Annotated in this window: 18 protein-coding genes; 14 read left to right on the top strand and 4 right to left on the bottom strand. The window is 26.6% G+C overall.

Going from position 1 to position 19390, the window contains the following annotated elements; genetic code table 11:
• Positions 1-66: 66 nt before the first annotated feature.
• A complete protein-coding gene (locus I2A75_RS12855; protein ID WP_195265103.1) occupies positions 67-1053 on the top strand; it encodes a D-isomer specific 2-hydroxyacid dehydrogenase family protein in 987 nt (328 codons plus the stop codon).
• A 9-nt stretch (positions 1054-1062) separates the two neighbouring features.
• Positions 1063-2067: a histidinol-phosphate transaminase gene (hisC, locus tag I2A75_RS12850; RefSeq protein ID WP_195265101.1), complete on the top strand. Its 1005-nt coding sequence runs from the start codon at positions 1063-1065 to the stop codon at positions 2065-2067.
• A 58-nt stretch (positions 2068-2125) separates the two neighbouring features.
• On the opposite strand, the gene I2A75_RS12845 is transcribed toward hisC, so the two are convergent.
• Positions 2126-2359 (bottom strand): hypothetical protein, encoded by a 234-nt coding sequence (locus I2A75_RS12845; protein WP_195265099.1) that lies wholly within the window; start codon positions 2357-2359, stop codon positions 2126-2128.
• 510 nt (positions 2360-2869) lie between these two features.
• Between I2A75_RS12845 and I2A75_RS12840 the strand changes: the two genes are divergently transcribed.
• Complete coding sequence (locus I2A75_RS12840) at positions 2870-3385, top strand: RNA polymerase sigma factor (RefSeq protein WP_195265097.1); 516 nt, start codon at positions 2870-2872, stop codon at positions 3383-3385.
• Positions 3369-4352 carry an anti sigma factor C-terminal domain-containing protein gene (locus I2A75_RS12835; RefSeq protein ID WP_195265096.1) on the top strand — a complete coding sequence of 328 codons (984 nt, stop codon included), beginning with the start codon at positions 3369-3371 and terminating at the stop codon, positions 4350-4352. The genes I2A75_RS12840 and I2A75_RS12835 overlap by 17 nt, the downstream gene beginning before the upstream one ends.
• A gap of 173 nt (positions 4353-4525) precedes the next feature.
• Here the strand turns inward: I2A75_RS12835 and I2A75_RS12830 are convergent, their stop codons facing one another.
• Positions 4526-4846 (bottom strand): hypothetical protein, encoded by a 321-nt coding sequence (locus I2A75_RS12830; RefSeq protein ID WP_195265094.1) that lies wholly within the window; start codon positions 4844-4846, stop codon positions 4526-4528.
• Between the two features lie 292 nt (positions 4847-5138).
• Here I2A75_RS12830 and cplR point away from each other — a divergent pair, with 292 nt between their 5' ends.
• Complete coding sequence (cplR, locus tag I2A75_RS12825; protein WP_195265092.1) at positions 5139-6785, top strand: ABC-F type ribosomal protection protein CplR; 1647 nt, start codon at positions 5139-5141, stop codon at positions 6783-6785.
• Positions 6786-6862: 77 nt separating this feature from the next.
• Positions 6863-7423, top strand: a complete 561-nt coding sequence (locus I2A75_RS12820; protein WP_195265090.1) for a carbonic anhydrase — start codon at positions 6863-6865, stop codon at positions 7421-7423.
• Between the two features lie 153 nt (positions 7424-7576).
• Here I2A75_RS12820 and I2A75_RS12815 read toward each other — a convergent pair whose 3' ends face one another.
• On the bottom strand, positions 7577-8533 hold the full coding sequence (locus I2A75_RS12815; RefSeq protein WP_195265088.1) for an alpha/beta hydrolase: 957 nt from the start codon (positions 8531-8533) through the stop codon (positions 7577-7579).
• Between the two features lie 314 nt (positions 8534-8847).
• Between I2A75_RS12815 and I2A75_RS12810 the strand changes: the two genes are divergently transcribed.
• Positions 8848-9516 carry a GntR family transcriptional regulator gene (locus I2A75_RS12810; RefSeq protein WP_195265086.1) on the top strand — a complete coding sequence of 223 codons (669 nt, stop codon included), beginning with the start codon at positions 8848-8850 and terminating at the stop codon, positions 9514-9516.
• A 90-nt stretch (positions 9517-9606) separates the two neighbouring features.
• Here the strand turns inward: I2A75_RS12810 and I2A75_RS12805 are convergent, their stop codons facing one another.
• Positions 9607-11499, bottom strand: a complete 1893-nt coding sequence (locus I2A75_RS12805; RefSeq protein ID WP_195265083.1) for a fructose-specific PTS transporter subunit EIIC — start codon at positions 11497-11499, stop codon at positions 9607-9609.
• 190 nt (positions 11500-11689) lie between these two features.
• Here I2A75_RS12805 and I2A75_RS12800 point away from each other — a divergent pair, with 190 nt between their 5' ends.
• The 7 genes from I2A75_RS12800 to I2A75_RS12770 all read left to right on the top strand — a co-directional run bounded on the left by I2A75_RS12800 (position 11690) and on the right by I2A75_RS12770 (position 19386).
• A complete protein-coding gene (locus I2A75_RS12800) occupies positions 11690-12370 on the top strand; it encodes a GntR family transcriptional regulator (protein WP_195265081.1) in 681 nt (226 codons plus the stop codon).
• Between the two features lie 146 nt (positions 12371-12516).
• The gene (locus I2A75_RS12795) at positions 12517-14805 is read left to right on the top strand and encodes a pyruvate formate lyase family protein (RefSeq protein ID WP_195265079.1); all 2289 of its coding nucleotides are present in this window, start codon (positions 12517-12519) and stop codon (positions 14803-14805) included.
• Positions 14798-15709 carry a glycyl-radical enzyme activating protein gene (locus I2A75_RS12790; protein ID WP_195265077.1) on the top strand — a complete coding sequence of 304 codons (912 nt, stop codon included), beginning with the start codon at positions 14798-14800 and terminating at the stop codon, positions 15707-15709. Before I2A75_RS12795 ends, I2A75_RS12790 begins: the two co-directional genes overlap by 8 nt.
• Before the next feature lie 139 nt (positions 15710-15848).
• Positions 15849-16493, top strand: a complete 645-nt coding sequence (locus I2A75_RS12785; RefSeq protein ID WP_207733823.1) for an HAD-IA family hydrolase — start codon at positions 15849-15851, stop codon at positions 16491-16493.
• Positions 16493-17515, top strand: a complete 1023-nt coding sequence (locus I2A75_RS12780) for an ROK family protein (RefSeq protein WP_195265075.1) — start codon at positions 16493-16495, stop codon at positions 17513-17515. Before I2A75_RS12785 ends, I2A75_RS12780 begins: the two co-directional genes overlap by 1 nt.
• Before the next feature lie 174 nt (positions 17516-17689).
• Positions 17690-18361, top strand: a complete 672-nt coding sequence (locus I2A75_RS12775) for a response regulator transcription factor (RefSeq protein ID WP_195265073.1) — start codon at positions 17690-17692, stop codon at positions 18359-18361.
• Positions 18362-18369: 8 nt separating this feature from the next.
• Positions 18370-19386, top strand: coding sequence for an ATP-binding protein (locus I2A75_RS12770; RefSeq protein WP_243242164.1), 1017 nt, complete (start codon positions 18370-18372; stop codon positions 19384-19386).
• Positions 19387-19390: the final 4 nt, after the last annotated feature.

The following is a 19390-nucleotide window of genomic DNA, read 5'->3' as shown; positions in this document are numbered from 1 at the left end:
TAGGAGGAGACTCCTACTATATTTATCTAATAAATTTACAAAAAGATAAATAAAAGGAGTAGAGTTATGAAAGTATTAGCGTATTGTGTAAGACCAGATGAAATGAGTAGTTTTGAAAAGTTTTCAAGCAAGTATAACCATGAGGTTACAATTGTAAAGGAATCTTTTGGACCTTCAAATGCAAATTTAGCTGAAGGATATGATGCTATAAGCATATTGGGAAATTGTAATGCAAATAAAGAGGCAATAGAAATAATTTCAAAATTAGGTGTTAAATATTTAGCAACACGTTCAGCTGGATATAACAATATTGATTTAGAAGCTGCAAAAGAATTTGGAGTAAATGTTGCAAATGTACCAGCATATTCACCAAACTCAGTAGGAGAATTTGCAGTAGGGGTTACTTTATGTTTAGCAAGAAACTTTAAGAAAGCATTTAAAAGAGTAGAAGCTCAAGATTTTTCATTAGATGGATTAATTGGATTTGAATTAAGAAATAAAACAATAGGTTTTATTGGAACAGGAAGAATTGGACAAATTGCTATTAAAGCATTTTCAGGATTTGGCAGTAAGATGATAGGATATGATTTATATCCTAATGAAAATGCAGCAAAATATATTGAATATAAAACATTAGATGAAGTATTTGAACAAGCTGATATAATATCACTTCATTGTCCATTAACAGCTGATAATTATCACTTAATAAATGATGAGTCAATTGCTAAAATGAAGGATGGTGTAATTTTAATAAATACATCTAGAGGTCAATTAATGGATGCTAAAGCACTAATTGAAGGTGTAAAGAGTGGTAAAATTGGTGGTGTTGCAACAGATGTTTATGAATATGAGTATGGAATTTTCCATAGCAACCATCAAAATAATGTAATTAGTGATGAAACATTATTAACTTTAAAATCATTCCCAAATGTTATAGTAACTCCTCACTATGGATTCTATACAGATGAAGCTGTAGCTAATATGGTTGAATATACATTAGAAAATCTATATGATTTTGAAACAAAAAATGATTGTAAAAACAAATTAGCATAGGTGATAAAATTGAACTATGACATAATTAAACTGGATTCAAATGAAAATCAAATAAAACATTCATTTGATATAGTAGATTGCATAAAAAAAATAGATCCTAAATTATATCCAGATGTAACAAATTCTGTAGTGAGAGAAGAAATTGCTAAATATTTTGGAATAACAAAAGAAGAAGTATTCTGTTCGCATGGTTCAGACTATTTAATTAAAGTTTTGACTTTTGGGTTAGTAAGGGGAAATCATGAAGTAATAATGCCAGAGGTAGCATTCCCTACATATGAAGTTGCTGCTAAAATAAAAGAGTGTAAATATATTAAAGTTCCATTAAACAACTATGGTATTGATTTAAATGCTACTTTAGAAAAAATAAATGAAAATACAAGATTGATTTGGATATCAAATCCTCATAATCCAACAGGAACATTTTTAAATGATGAAGATATAATATCATTTTTACAAAAGGTTCCTTCATATGTTAAAGTAGTTTTAGATGAAGCATATATAGAGTTTGTAGAAAAAAGTCCATTAGATTCTGTAAATATATACAAAGAATTTTCTAATGTAATAATATTAAGAACTTTCTCAAAAGCTTATGGGTTAGCAGGAGTGAGAGTGGGATATGGAGTTGCTAGGAAAAACATAATTGATGAATTTAAATTTGTTATTGGTCCCTTTGATTTAAATTCATATGCTCAAGGTTTAGCTGTTAGAGTCATAAAAGAGAAAGAGTACATAGAAAAAGTAAGAATTAGAAATAAGGAAGCACTTAATATGTACGAATCTACTCTTGAAGAACTTAACATAGAATATATAAAATCATATGCCTCTTTTATTATGTTCAAATTAGGAGATAAAGCAACTAAGCTAGTAGATTTCCTAAAAGAGAAAGGGATAATAGTAAAGGATGGTAGATTAATTGGAATGGATGGGTTCGTAAGAATTTCCATGGGGACAAAAGAACAAAATAGGATAGTTATAGAGAATATAAAAAAATTTTTAATTCTTAATGCTTAAAATTTAGATTAAAGATAAAAGGAAAGCTATAAAACAAATAGCTTTCCTTTTTTTATAATTAATATGGAAACCCTTGATTTTCATTATATGGAGACAAATCACCATCTTTTTGTAAAATAATATCTAGTGTTAATTGAGTAGAAGGATCTTCACTTGGTAATGATAAAATTTGAGATAATGAATATCCATCTTTTGAATACTTATTAATTAAGTCAATGTAGGAATCAATTTCTTTTCCCTCATAGTAAAGTTTATAGTTTATCATATTCGCCTTTAATATTTTATATTTCATATAGCCCCAGCCCCTTTTTATAAATTTATAATAATTATACATTAGATTAAATGTTATTTATATAAACATTTAAAATTATGGTAATTTAATAAAATATTAGCTGGAAAAATAAAAATGTATAAATATTATTTTTTTATATATCTTTTTCTTTCTTACATTAATTTACTACTATAGGTAGTTAGTCAAAAATTTAAACTTCTTAATTTATCAATTCAACGCCTCCTAGTTTATAGAACACTTCAAATTTTCTTTAATTATAAATCAACAATATCTTTAACTCATGTGAAAAAATATTAACTATATAACATGAGAAAGTTTTAAAGGGAATAGAGGATATAATGCTTTATTTTAGAATTAATTATATTGTGCATATATAAGTATCAATAAACTGTTTAGATATTAAGTTTAAAAAATATTTTTGAAACTTAATAAAAAAATGTTTATTTTGTACACATCTTATTATTTCAATTGTTTTATTTATGAAAGGTTTAGAACACGAAAGGAGGAAATATGGACAAAAATCTAATTATAAATTTATATAAAAAGCAATTTAATATTATATGTCTATATTTAGTAAAGTGTGGATGTCCAATTAATGATGCAGAAGACATTGTCCATGATAGCTTTATAAAGGCTATTGAGTATGTGACTGAAATAGATATTAAGAATATTTCCTCTTGGTTATTTAAGGTTGCTATAAATAATTATAAAAACAAGTTAAAGAGAGGGAAGATAATTAAATCAATATCCATATATGAAGAAAAGTTTTATGAAGAACTAGTAGATAACGTAAATATAGAAGAAAGTGTTTTAAGTAAAGAAAAATCAAAAGAAATATTAGAAGTATTATATTTATTAAAAGAAGAATATAGAACTTTAATTATATTTAAGTATGAAATGAATTTAAGCTATAAAGAAATAAGCTTATTATTAGGATTAGATGAAAATACTATTAAGGTTTATTTATATAGAGCAAGAAATAAATTTAAAGAGGAGTGGAATAAATTAAATGAAAAATATAGATGATTTTTTAGATGAAAATAAAATAAAGAAGGCTGTTAGAATAGCTAAAATAAAATTAACTTTAAAAATAATAGTACTATCAATTATAGTTTTTATAATAGGAAGCTTTATTAATAGCAAATTATGTTTAAAGTATAGCTTAATGGCATATGAAAGAGATGAGGCAGTAGTTAAATTGAGTACACCAAATGGATATATAAGTGAGTCTAGTGACTTTTTTGGAATACTAGGTGGGACAAGATTTATGAAAATATCAAAAAGTATTGGAGGAAAAAATGTAATTATAAATGACTCAGTTACTAAATTTGGATTAAATGGTGAAGAAGAAAGTGAACATACAGATAGATATGATAGAATAAATGGTGGCGGTCCTAATGAATCAGAAAGTGAATGGCCTATATCCACATGGAAGTATGGATATAAAAGTTTAAGATTTTTTCACCCAGCACTTCAATATAAAGAGTATCAAAATGATTTAAATATTATAGAAAAAGTTCCTGATGGTAAAGTTATTGAAATGGCAATTTCTTTTGATAAACCTTATAAGGTAAATGATATGTTTTTTATTCAGGAAAAGTTAAAACCAGCTAAAATAACATGGCTATGGTTAGATGCTTTTACAAAGGAAAAAATGAATGAGTATAAATATAAAATTGAAAATTATGATAGTAAAGCTAATGGAATTGAAGAAAATTATGTTATTGGAATAGAATGTTATAATGCTGTTCATTTTAATTTTAGAGATTATAATGAAAAATATGATGAATTGATAGAAAGATTAAGTAAAAGTCCTATGATAGATCATAAAATTTTATATGATGAAATAATGGAAAGAGGAAAAACTTCATCAGATGATGCAAAAGTTTTAGGTGTAGTAGTTCACGGAACAAAGGAAGAATTGATGGAACTTATAAATAATCCTTTAATAAAAGCAACATCCTTTGGAATAATTACTGATCCAATCTATTAATTGTATTTTAATAGATATTATTTAAAAAATTATTTTTATTAAATCTTAATAGGGTATTCTATAAAAGTTTAAAGAGTTATGATTAATTAAAAATTTATTTAAGAAGTAAAAAAGGAGCTGTGCATAAGGTTAGACAATTTTAATTATGCAACAGCTCATTTAACTTTTTATAATTACGCTTTTAGCCAATCTACTAAACCTGGAGTTAATGATGCAACATCATCTGTATCAACTTTAGTTACAAAAAGTAAATCATTAGGTTGTAAGAATGCGTTAATCTTTTCTGAAATTTCTTTAGCTGAAGCATCGGTTTTAACTAAGTAGCTATCAGGCATGAAGTTAGCCCAAGCTCCAAATGTCTTTATAGTACCAACTATATCATAGTCATCACGGTGATGGTGATGATGTTCATGATCATGGTTATGATCGTGAGAATCACAACCACATGAATGTGAATCTTCATTTAAATAAAATGTTATTGCGTAAACTTTCATAAGTACACCACCTTAAATTTGTATTTTTAATAATCATAATATATATCTTGTCCAAAAGCTAGTAATATTATTAAATATATATGTTTTAATTAATTATCTTAATAATTATAGTGTTATGTTATTAAAAATTAACAGGCTTATCTAGGTAAAATAGCAAAATTAAAAATTATAATAGAATACATTTAAGTAATAAATCAAATAATATTATAAAAGATTAATTTAAGAGGGATAGTTGTAAAGTAGAATTTTTGCAATATCCTTCTTTTATATTTTCATTTATGGAGGCCTTAATATGCAACTTGGAAGTATTAATAATTTGAAGAAATATTATGGTGATAGATTATTACTTGATATAGATAAATTTGAAGTAATGGACGGAGATAGAATTGGAATAGTAGGGGAAAATGGAGTAGGAAAAACCACTTTAATAAAAATATTAATAGGGGAAATAAAGTCTGATGAGGGGACCACTTATATTACAGATAGTTATTCTTATATTAGTCAAAGAGAAGAATGGTGTGAAATTGAAGGCAACGGAAAAGTAAAAGGTATGTTTCATGTTCCAGATGAATATGATAATTATTTATCTGGAGGAGAAAAGGTCAAGATGAGGATAGTCAAGGCGTTTGAAGAAAATAGTAGTCTTATAATAGCAGATGAACCTACTTCTAATTTAGATGTCGAAAGTGTTAAGCTTTTAAATAAACTGTTTAAGAAATATAAAGGAGCATTGCTTATAATTTCTCATGATAGAAATTTCTTAGATGATTTATGTAATAAGATTGTTGAAATTGAAGATGGAAAGCTTACTATATATAATGGAAATTATAGTGATTATCTGAATCAAAAAGAAGAAAATAGAAAGGTTAATGAAAGAGAGTATAATAAATATATTCATGAAAAATCTAGGTTGGAAAAAGCTATATCAGAAAAGGAAGTATTGAGAGATAGAATTAAAAAGGCACCTAAGGGAATGGGGCCATCAGAAGCTAAAACTATAAAAATGGGGGATCAAAGAGGAAAGAAGAATATAGATAATAATATAAAATCAATTAAAAGCAGAATAGATCATTTAGAGGTTAAAGAAAAACCAAAGGATACAAAAAAAATTATAATTAATATTGTACCAAGCATGAAATTAAATTCTAAAACCCCTATTGAAATAGAAGACTCAAAAATTTATGTGAAAGATAAAGTATTAATAGATAATGTTAACTTAAAAATAAAGCAAGGAAGAAAAATTGCTTTATTAGGTGAAAATGGTTGTGGGAAAACAACTTTATTAAAATATATAATTAATGAAAATAGCGATAAAATTAAAATTTCAAGTAATGTAAAAATAGGATACTTTGACCAAGGGCAAAGCATTTTAGATGATTATAAAAGTATTTTGGAAAATATAAAAGAGGATTCATCTTACGATGAAACTTTTATAAGAATTAATTTAAGTGAATTTGGATTTAAAGATAAAAGTGTATATAAAAGAGTAGGAGATTTAAGTGGAGGAGAAAGAGTTAAGGTAGGTTTATGCAAGGTGATTTTATCAGACAATAACATATTAATACTTGATGAACCAACCAATTATTTGGATATTAAATCTATAGAAGCATTAGAAAATGCTTTAGTAAATACTGATAAGACAATTGTCTTAGTATCCCATGATATAAGATTTATTTCAAATATATGCGATTATATTATTGAAATTAAAGAAAATAAATTACATGAGTTCGATGGAGGTTATAGTTTTTATTTAGAGCATAAAAATAGTGAAAAAATTGATACTAATAAAAAGAAATGTGAAGAGGAATTGCTAATTTTAAATAATAGATTAACAGAAGTTATTTCACTATTATCTTTAGAAATAGATGAAACAAAAAAAGCAGAATTAGATGTTGAATATAAAGAGTTATTAAATAAAATAAAAAATACACAAAAATAATACATAAAAAAACATATGAAAAATTGTATGCTTATTATAAAATGAGTAAAAGACTAAAAAACATAAAGGGGGACTCTATGAGTAAATTAGATGAAATGTTAAAATTTAACAAAGGATTTGTTGAAAATAAAGATTATGAAGAATATATAACTTCAAAAAATCCAAAAAAGAAAATACTTATTTTATCTTGTATGGATACAAGGCTTACAGATTTATTACCTAAAGCACTAAACTTAAAAAATGGTGATGCTAAGATTGTAAAAAATGCTGGAGCAGCAATTATGCATCCTTTTGGAAGTGTAATTAGAAGTATAATTGTTGGAATTTATGAATTTAATATAGATGAAATTTTTGTGATTGGACATCATGGCTGTGGAATGTGTAATTTGGACACAGATAATTTATTACAAAAGGCTATTGATAGAGGAATTTCAAAAGAATCTTTAGATACACTTTGTAATGCAGGAATAGATATTAAGAAATGGTTACATGGATTTGATTCAGTTGAAGAATCTATAAAAGATAGTGTTAATTTAATAAAAAAACATCCATTAATACCAGAAGGAATATCAGTTCATGGACTTGCAATAGATCCCGAAACAGGAAAATTAGACTTGATAGTTAATGGATATAGTTAATATTTTGCTGAGCAAAATAGTGAAGAGTTAATAGTGAAAGAGTGAAAAGTTAAGCAAGTTTTGCTCTGCAAAACTTTTAATCGATTAAAAAATTTTATTCAAAAATTCCTTAAGGATTTTTTCATGAACTCTTTCACTCTTTAATTTTCACTTTTAATTTTTAGCCAAGTATTTATTTATAAATTTTTCAATTGTAGACCAGTAAAGTTCAGGATTTACTGTAGAGGATTTTGCATGTCCAGCACCTTCTATAGTTAATTTTTCTTTTTCTGAACTTGTAGCATTATAAAGTTCATCCATCATTGAATAGGGTACAAAATCATCTTCATCTCCATGAATAAATAATATTGGAGTTTTAGATTTTGCTACTTGTTTTAGTGTGGAAGCTTCTCTTAAAGTATAGCCTGCCTTAACTTTTGTAACTACTGATGAAGCATTCATTACTGGAAAGCTTGGTAATGAGTATAAAACATCTAGTTGATGAGAAAATTGCTCCCAAACAGATGTATATCCACAATCTGCTATAATAGCTTTTACGTTACTTGGAAGATCTTCACCAGAAGTCATTGAAACTGTAGCTGCCCCCATCGATACTCCATGAAGGATTATTTCTGAAGTTTTATCAGTATTAAGAATTAAATTTATCCACTCAATAATATCTAATCGATCATCCCAACCCATTCCAATATAATCGCCTTCACTTTCGCCATGAGCCCTTAAGTCAGGAATTAAAATATTATATCCCATTTCATAAAATTTTCTAGCATAACCACTCATATCGGTGCCATTACTTGTATATCCATGTACAGTTATAACCCATTTATTAGTAGGGATTTCGTTCAATATTTTGTAACTATGAAGCTTTAAATTATCAAATGATTCTATATATTCATTAGAAAATTTAGATTTATTAAGCAGCCAATCTACATTTTCATCAATTACTTCACCACTTGTTTCCTTTGCTTCTTCTGGGGTACCAAATATAGCATCTTTTGATACTGTTGGATTAAGAGCTAAATTATAAAAGTAATTGCCTATAAATCCTAAAGCACTGATAGATAGAGCACCTAATATACTAGTTGAAATTATTGCTGTTTTTTTCTTATTCATTGCAGTCTCCTTAGTTTATTAATTATTATTAAGCGTTATTTTATCATTTTTGAATAAGTATAACAATAATTGTATAACTAATATTAGTAAAAAAGTGTTAAATTTATATTAATAATAGATAAAAATAGATTAAATAATTATTTTTTATAGTTTAAGATCAATTTAAATACATATTAATTTAAATACATATTAATTTATATTAGTTTAAATTCAAGGATTAATTTATTATGATATAATAGATAGTATTGATTATATGGAAAATTAGGGCGTCAAAATAACTTTGAAAGTTTATTAGGAATAAGGGAGATGAGTAAATGACTACAAAGAAGGATTACATATATGGAGAAATAAAAAAACTGATTTTAAATGGAGAATTTAAAGAAGGAGAGTTATTAATTTCTGAGAATGAAATATGTAAAAGGTATGATGTTTCAAGAGAGCCTGTAAGAAGAGCATTGAAAAAATTAAAAGAAAATGGATATATAAATTCTAAGCAAGGTAAGGGATATTATATTAATCCAAGGGAGTTCTATCTAAATACAACGATTGCATCATTAAGTATTGAAAGTAATAGATTAAACTCTACAATGGTTATAGATTTTAGTATAATTCCTAATAATTTTAAAAAGTACTTTAGTTCAGAAACTCTTTATAAATATAAAAGAATAATTGAAACTGATGATAATGTAATATATGAAGAAGGCTATTTACCTACAGATATTTTTAAAGATTTTAATGAAGAAAAGTGTGAAGGCAGTATATTGAATTATTTTGAAAAAGATAAGAATCTTACTTTGACTCATGATAGAAAAGAACTTAAAAGTGTATTAGTTGATAAAGATCATATAATAAATAAATATGCACCAGAAAAAATAAGTAATTCAATTGAGACAACTCATAATGTTTATTGCAATAATTTATTGATACAAATAAGTAAGCAAATTAAATATAATTCTGATATAACTATAGTTTCAATGAATTAGGGATAGGTATCATTACCTATCCCTAAAATTATTTTTATTTGAAGTATTAATGTAGTTAATGTAGTTAATTAATACTAGGTTATAATAACCTTACTTAGCTTTTGTAGTTTTTTTATTTAATCTAAATTTCTTTATAGTTAAAGTTAAAAGTGCAGTTACTATAGTACCTATAACCATAGCTAATAGTCCCATAAAAGGTTTATTTACAACTCCTAATAAAAGAACAATTGGACCACCATGTGCGACTGTATTAGTAATTCCAAATAAAAATCCAAGAATACAAGCAACTGCACTACCAATCATGTTGGCTGGGATTATAGCTAGTGGATCGCTAGCTGCAAAAGGTATCGCACCTTCAGATATACCAACTAAGCCCATAGCAAGAGCAGCTTTACCATTTGCTCTTTCTTCTTCTTTAAAGAACATTTTCTTTCTATCAAGGAATGTAGCTAATGCCATTCCGAGTGGAGCAACAGGAATAGCAACTGCTTGAGCGCCCATAAATTGATATTGACCTTCTGCAATTAATCCAACAGAGAACATAAATGCAACTTTACCAAAAGGTCCACCCATGTCAAAGCCTTGCATTAATCCAATAACTAATCCAAGAATTATCATGCTTCCTGATGACATATTCTTTAATGTGTCAAATAACCAGCTCATAAGAGATGATATAGGAGCACCGATTATAAAAATAAATATAAATCCAATAAATAAAGAACCTAAAATTGGAATGATCATTATAGGAACTAGAGCTTCAATTGCTTTAGGAAATTTGATTTTCTTAAAATATAAAACAAAATAGCCAACTAATAAACCAGCAGCAATAGCGCCTATAAAGCCTGCTCCAGCATCAGCTCCATAAAAAGAACCGTTATTTGCGATCCATCCTCCTATCATACCAGGAGCAAGTGCAGGTCTATCACCAATTGCATATGCAATATATCCTGCCAAAATTGGAATCATTAATTTAAATCCAATATCACCGATGCTTAGAACTTTATTCCATATACTTCCCTCAGGAATAACTAATCCGCCTGGAGTAGGTTCACCACCTAGAGCAAGTGAAACAGCAATCATAAGTCCACCTATAACTACAAAAGGTATCATGAATGATACACCATTCATTAGGGCTTTATAAAAAGTGCCCTTTCCTTTATCTTCTTCATTAGATCTTTTCTTAGAAGTATTTTTAGAAGTATATAAAGGAGTTGAAGGGTCTAATGCCTTATTTATAAGTTCTTTTGGCTTGTCTATAGCTGATTTTACACCAGTTACAACAACTCTTTTACCATTGAATCTATCCATATATACTTCCTTATCACAAGAAACTATTATTCCATCCGCTCTGTCTATTTCATAATTCGTAGGAGAATTTTCAACACCTATAGATCCATTAGTTTCTACTTTTATTGAATATCCCATTTCGTTAGCAGCTTTAGTTAAAGACTTTGCAGCTAAATATGTATGTGCAACTCCAACTGGGCAACCAGTAACACCTATAAGAAATTTATTATTTGTAACTGATACTTCCTCATTAGCGTCATCTTCTAGAAGATAAATTAACTCATCAATAGATTTAGAATTAATCATTTTAGTAACATCATTCTCATCAAGTAGTTTACTAGTTATAGTTGATAAGGTATGAATATGAGTATTATCTGAGTTTTCTGGCATTGCTATAAGAAAAATTAAATGAGTTTTTTTAGTTTCATCGTTACCAAAAGTAATCCCCTTTTTACTTATACCGATAGCAACAGATGGTGATTTTACATGAATAGATTTGGCATGAGGTATAGCAGCTCCATTTTCTAATTCTGTAGAAAATTCCTCCTCTCTCTTATGAACATCTGCTACATATTTTTTTACATCAGTTATTTTCCCCTGTTGATATAGAAGTGATGATAATTCTTCTATACACTCATTTTTTGTACTAGACTTAATGTTAAGTTGGATTAAGTCCTTTGAAAAAATTTTATTCATAGATTATTCCCCCTGTTTTCGTTTTCAATAAAATAATAAGATAAAAAAACAAATTTGTAAATACTAATTTGTAAATATTAATTTGTAAAATAAAAAATTCGCGTTTTTAAGTATGTGTGGTATACTTAGTATAAATGTTTAGAAAAGTTTTATGTCTAAAATAATATTATTATTTATATTTGGAGGCAATATGAAATACGTAGAGGTATATGAAGAGATAAAAAATAAGATTATAAAAAAAGAATATTCTTCATGGTCTTCCTTAGAGGGAGAAGAAATACTTTGTCATAAGTATGGGGTAAGTAGACCAACGTTAAGAAAAGCGATACTTAAATTGAAAAATGAGGGATATGTTCATTCAAGACAAGGTTCAGGGATATTTGTTAATCCTCCGGAATTTTATGAACAAAGTAAATTAACAACATTATCAGAAAAACAAGATGAAGGAGCTAAGATAGAAAATAAAATATTTTTTTGTAAAGAAATTGAGGGCGATGAGAACTTATGCAATATTTTCAATGTTGATAAAAAGGAAAAATTTATTTATTTTAAAAGACTAAGGGTTATTTCAGGAGAACCAAAAATACTAGAATATACATATATGCCATGCTATTTATTTAAAGATTTCAATGAGGAAGTTTTAAAGAAATCTGTATTCAAGTACATGGAAGAACACTATAATGTCAGTCACGATATTAAGACTATAAAAGCTATAAAATCAAATGAAGACGTTTCTAAAGTGTTGGAAATAGATTTAGATTCTGCTATTTTAGAGATTGAACATAAAGTTTATTTAACAAAATCAATACTTGCTCAATATACTAGAGAAATTTCTACTGATAATTCAATTACAATAGCTTCTGTTAGATAAAATAAGCAAACTATTCGAATGTGATTTTAAATATTGCATTAGGGTAGTTTTTTATTTTGGAGACTATTTAAAACAATTAACTTGACTGGGTAAATTTAATGATATAGAATTAACTTGTAATTACAAGTTGGTAGGGGGAATAAGTAATGATTAAAAGAGAGTTAAAAAGAAATGATACTAATGTAGCTGTTGCACCAAAGGAACCTCTATATATGAGCGAGTTAGAACAGTTAGAAACAATGTTAGAGTATACAGAAATCCATAAAAAATATGATGATAGTGAAAAATTAAAAAGAGAAATTGAGTGTTTAAAAGTCCTTTTTCCTAAAGTTTTTAGGCCAATGTATGAAGACGATTTGATAGTAGGAAGATATGATGCATTAGCAATAGGATTTGGAAGCGTAACATCAGTTGGTGGGCCAGGACATTATTGTAAGTTAGAAAAGTTAGATTATTACGTAAATAAACTTGGGGAAAAATATGAAGATGATATAGAATATTTAAAAAGTTATTGGAAAAAAAATGATACTAGGGAAGTATTTTATAAGGATAAATTACAAGAAAATGTTTTAGGAAAGTTTGTAGATGTATTATTTCCAGCGATTATAACAGCACGCTTTAGTGGAATGTATTTAAACTATAATCTTTTATTAGATAATGGAATCAATGGACTAAAGAATATAATAAATTCAAAAAGAGCAATTAATATTGATTCACAAAAAGAATATGATTCTATGATTGAAGCACTAGAGCTTTTAAAAGTTGTAGTTAGATATCATATAGAAGAAGTTGAGAAAGAGTTAAAAAAAGATACACTTTCAAAAAAGAGAAGAATGCAAATGGAAAAGTTATTAGTTGCATTAAATACAATTGAAAATGATAAACCAAATTCATTTATATCAGCAATGCAACTTGCATGGTTATATTCATCGGTATCAGGTGTTGTAAACTATGGTAGAATGGATGATTATTTAGGAGATTATTTAGTTCATGATTTAGAAAATAATATAATTACTGAAGAAGAAGCTATAGAATACATTAAATCACAGTGGAGACTTATTGAAGTAAAAAGAACAAATGTTAATGGACGTGTTATTGTTGGTGGAAAAGGTAGAAGAAATGAAAAGAATGCAGATGTATTTTGTAAGTTAGCAATTAGAGCAACTAAAGAAGCAAAGCTAGTTGAGCCGCAATTTACTCTTAGAATTTACGAAGGAATGAATCAAGAGATATATGATTTAGCTCTAGACTGTATTGGAGAAGGAACAACCTATCCTATTTTGTATAATGATGATGTGAATATTCCAGCAGTTTCTAAAACCATGCATGTAGATATGAAAGCAGCAGAGCAATATGTTCCATTTGGATGTGGAGAATTTGTTCTTTCTGGGCAAAGTGTAGGTACACCCAATACTTGTATTAACTTGTTAAAATTATTAACAATTATGATTCATGATGGAATTGATCAATGGGATTATAAATATAAGTATGGAACACTTCAAGTAAAAAAGATGAATGAAATAGAAAGTTTTGATGAATTCTTTGATGAATATAAGAAGTTATTAAGTTATTATATAGAATTAACAGCTGATGCTCATGCTTACTCATATAAAGTAATGAATGAAAAAGTAGGATTCATTTTTACGAGTATATTAACTGATGACTGTATTGGAAGAGGAAAAATGACTTTAGATGGTGGAGTTAAGTATCTAGGTGGAACAAATGAGATGTATGGAAATATAAATGCTGCAGATTCCTTAGGTGCAATCAAAAAATTAGTATTTGATGAAAAAAAATATACTTTAACAGATATTCAAAAAGTGCTAGAAGTTGATTTTGATGGGTATAATGATGTAAAGCAAGAAATGATTAATGCTCCTAAATTTGGAAATGATGATGACTATATTGATTCTATAGCAGTTGAACTTCATGAATTTACTTGCAATGAAGTGGCTAAGCAAGCTAATAAAGTTGGGCTAGATAGTTGGTTAGTAGTTGTTATAAATAATCAAGTTAATACAGAATGGGGACGAGCAACAGCATCATCACCAGATGGAAGAATAGCAGGATTATATATGAGTAATGCTAATAACCCTCAAAGTGGAGCAGATACTAATGGACCAACAGCAATGTTAAATTCTCTTGCTAAAATACGAGCAGATATACATGCAGGTAGCGTTCAGAACATTAAATTTTCTAAGACTATGTTTAATAAGGAAAGAATGAAAATAAAAGCATTATTTTCTACTTATTTTAAAAAGGGTGGGCCACAGCTTATGGTGAATATAGTAAATCAAGAAGATTTAGTTGCAGCATATAATAATCCGGAAGCATATAAGAACTTAACAGTAAGGGTTGGAGGATTTAGTGCAAGATTTGTAAATTTAGATGATGATGTTCAAAGAGAAATAATGGAGAGGACATGTAATGAGTAGGAAAGGAATAGTGTTTGATATACAAAGATTTTCTGTTAATGATGGTCCAGGAATAAGAACAACAGTTTTTATGAAAGGATGCTATCTAAGATGCCCATGGTGTCATAATCCAGAGTCTATTTCTCCTAAAATTCAATTAAAGTATAATCCGAGAAAGTGTGTTGTTTGCGGAAAATGTGTTCAACATGTGAATGGAGATGGAATAAAAATTATTAATGATAAGTTGAGTATAGACTTTAATAAGCACGATCAAAACTTCGAATTAATAAATGTATGTCCTAATAATGCTTATGAAGCATATGGAAAGGAATATACTTCAGATGAATTAATTGAAATTATAATGAAAGATATTGATTACTATAATGTTTCGAATGGTGGAGTGACTTTTAGCGGCGGAGAAGCTATAAATCAATTTGAATTTATCAAAGAAGTATCAATTAAATTAAAGGAAATAGGAATACATATATGTCTAGATATAAGTGGATATGATCCCGAAAATCAAATAGAAAAGTCAGTTGAGTTTATAGACGAATATTTGTTAGACTATAAATTAACTGAGAAAGAAAGTTATAAAAAGTATATAAAGAGAGAATTTGATTTTTATAAAGTAATAGAAGTACTAAATAATAATAACAAGAGTATCATTCTAAGATGCCCTATAATTCCTAGTGTTAATGACGATGAAGATCACTTTAAGGCTATATGTAAAATAGCTAATGATTATAAAAATATAAGATATGTTGATATACTTCCTTATCATAGTTTAACAAAAATGTATAAATTCAAATATATAAATAAGCATAAGAAATATGAAGTTCCGTCTAGGGAGATGATGGAACTATGGAAAAATATATTAAGAGAAAACTCATTAAGAAATGGATATTTGGAAAATGAAATAATATGATTAAAGGAACATCATTATGATGTTCCTTTATATATAAAGTAAGAAATAATTAGATGCTATTATTATAATTATTGATTAAATTATTAATTAATGTTATTATACTTTTGAAGGAAACTTTCAAAAGTATAATGTAAAGGGTATGGATATAAATATGAGAGAGTATAAATGCATAATTTTTGATTTAGATGGAACAGTTTTAAATACTGAGAGAATGAATTTAGTTCCACTTCAAAGATTAATAAAAGAAGAGCTTGGTAAAGATATTATGTATTCAGATTTACTTAAATATAAAGCATATGCAGGAAAGAAAACTCTAGAAGAGTTAGGCTTTGATGATATAGAAAAATCATATGAAAAGTGGGTAAGATATGTAAATGATTTTGAAGAAGGCGCTACATTGTTTGAAGGGTTTGATGAAGTAATAAAAACATTAAATTCAAAAGGAATTATATGTGCTATAGCAAGTTCTAAAATGAAAGACCAATATGAAATAGATTTTGAACCTACTGGATTAAAAAAATATATTAAATGTGAAGTTTTAGCAGAGGATACAGAAAGGCATAAGCCATATCCTGACCCTTTGTTAAAGGTAACTGAAATATTAGATCTAGAACCAAAGAATTGTATGTATATTGGAGATACAATATTTGATTATAAAGCAACTAAAGCTGCAGGGATGGATTTTGGACTAGCTATATGGGGTGCTGATAACTTAGAAGGAATAGAGGCTGATTTTGAATTTAAAAAACCAATAGATATTTTAAAGGAGTTAAATCTTATATAATGAAAAAAATTGCAGGAAAGCCAAAGGAACTTAAAAATGTAAATACTTCATTAATAATGAATTCAATAAGGACTAGAGGTAATGCAACTAGAGCTGAGATTTCTAAGGATACAGGTTTAAGTCATACAACTGTAAGAGTCATTTTAAATGAGCTTATAGAAATGAATGAAATACTATCTGTAGGATTAGATGAATCTAGTGGTGGAAGACGAGCTGAAAGATATAAGATGAACTCTAATAAAAGATATATAATAGCAATATCAATAGAAGAGGATAAAACAGTATATAGAATAGTAAATTCTTTAGGAGAAGTTTTAGAAGAAAAGATTAAAGAAATAAGTAGCCTGGAAGATATTAAAACTATTGCAAATACAATAGAAACGTTATATGAAGTTTATCATAATATAGAAGGTATTGGGATTAGTGTTCCAGGAGTTGTTACTAATGATGGATATTTATCTGGAATTAGAATGGAAGATTGGAAAGAAATAAAAATAAAAAAACATCTTAAGGAAAGATTTAATGTTCCTATATTATTAGAAAATGATATAAATTCTGCTTCTTTAGCATTTTATAATGATTATACAGGAAAGAATAAAGGTGAATTTATTAGTCTTGTATATGTAAGTTTTACTTCATTAGGGGTAGGAGCTGGAATAATAATAAATGGAAGAGTTCTAAAAGGTGATAATGGATATGCAGGAGAAATTGGATTTATTCCTATGGATAATACCTTTTTAAATGCTATGATGATGAGCAATTTAAATGACGATGAGTATATACATGTAATTATAAATACTATAAAAACACTATCAGCAATAATTAACCCTAGTGTGGTTGTTTTAGGTGGAAGTAATTTTAAATATCATATTAAAAATAGAATAATAGATAGATATAATAAAGAATTCAACATAAAAACGAAAATAATAATACAAGACAAGCGTTGTAATTATTCCTTAGAAGGAATAAAAGAAGAAGCATTGAGGTTAATAAATAAAGAAGTTAAGTTAATTAGAAATTAAATATAAGATTATTAGTATCGAGGGCGTTATAGTTTTTACTAGCGTAACCAAAGTACTTTTAAATAAAAATAAGGCTATGACTATATTGGTTATAGCTTTTTTATGTCTTATAATGTTTTATATAAATTTACATAATGTTATAATTTACATAAAAATAATTTGGAGGGTGCTATTATGAGAGAAATATTATTAGTAGAAGATGATTTAGATTTATCAAAACAACTTTCTTTATCTTTAGAGAAATGGGGATTTAGTGTAGAGCTTATAGATAATTTTAGTGATATAGTAAAAGAATTTATTGAAAAGAAACCAAGTTTAATAATAATGGATGTTAATTTACCATACTATGATGGGTTTTATTGGTGCGAAAAAATTAGAGAAATATCTAAGGTGCCAATAATATTTTTATCTTCAAGAGATTCAAATATGGATTTAATTATGGGAATAAATAATGGTGGCGATGATTATATAACAAAGCCTTTTTCTATAGAAGTTTTAATAACTAAGATTAATGCATTACTAAGGAGAAGCTATGATTATACTTTTTCAGATTCTGTTATTTATTATAAAGATACTATTTTAGATATGGAAAAATGTACATTTAAATATGAAGATAATATTATTGAGTTAACAAAAAATGAAATGAAGATATTATCAATACTTATTAAAAATAAAGGAAAAGTAGTATCAAGAGATAAAATCATGATGAGTTTATGGAATGATGATGAGTTTGTAAGTGATAATACATTAACTGTAAATGTAACAAGGCTTAGGGGAAGACTTAAGGATGAGTTAGGATTAAATGATTTTATAAAGACCAAGAAAGGTATAGGGTATATGATTTAATGAGCTTAATGAGGTTTATAAAAGAAAATAATATAAATATTATATTTTCAATAGCTTTATTACTAGTAATAAACATATATTTAATTTCAATAAATTCATTCAATGGTAGATCTAGTGATTTAATTTATTTAGATTTCATTATAATTACTATATATTTAATATGGATATACACTGCTTATTTTAATTGGAAAAAGAAATATTACGATTTATATAAATCTGTTTTAAATGAAAATGATATTTCTATAGAAGATGTTAAAGAAAATTCTTTAGAAGAGGAAATTATTTTTAAGCTTATAGACAATAAAGATAAAAAGTATGATTTCAAAACTAAAGAATGTGAAGAAAAATTAAGAGATATGGAAGAATATATTTCTAAATGGGTTCATGAAATAAAATTACCAATAACAGCATTAAATATAATTTCAGAAGATATAGAAGATTATGCTTTAGCAAGTAGTATAAAAAATGAAACAGAAAAAATTAATTTTTTAGTTAATTCAGTTATTTATGGAAGTAGAGCAACAGTAGCTTCAGAGGATATTTTTATTAAAGAAGAAAATTTAGGGGATATAGTTAAAAAATCTATAAGAAACAATTCATTTTTTTTAATAAAAAATAAGATAGAAATTGCTACAAGTAATTTAAATTATAATATTTATAGTGATGGAAAATGGATTATTTATGTTATAGATCAATTAATTAATAATGCTATTAAATATTCAAAAGAAAATGGTAAGATAGAATTTTATGCAGAGGATAATAGAGAATATATAAAACTATGTATTAAAGATAATGGCATTGGCATAGAAAAAGAAGATATAGATAGGATATTTAATAAAGGTTTTACAGGAAGTAATGGTAGAAATAAAGTATATAAATCTACTGGCATGGGACTTTATTTTACTAAGAAGGTATTAAATAAATTAGAACATGAAATTTCTGTGGAATCAATTAAGGGTGAATATACTTTATTTAATATATACTTCTATAAAATCTCCGATTATTTAAAGGTTACTAAAATGTAACATT

The sequence above is a fragment of the Clostridium sp. 1001275B_160808_H3 genome (assembly GCF_015550425.1).
GTDB lineage: Bacteria > Bacillota > Clostridia > Clostridiales > Clostridiaceae > Clostridium.
The sequence above is the reverse complement of the archived record's forward strand: the minus strand, read 5'-3'. Positions and strand labels throughout refer to the sequence as shown.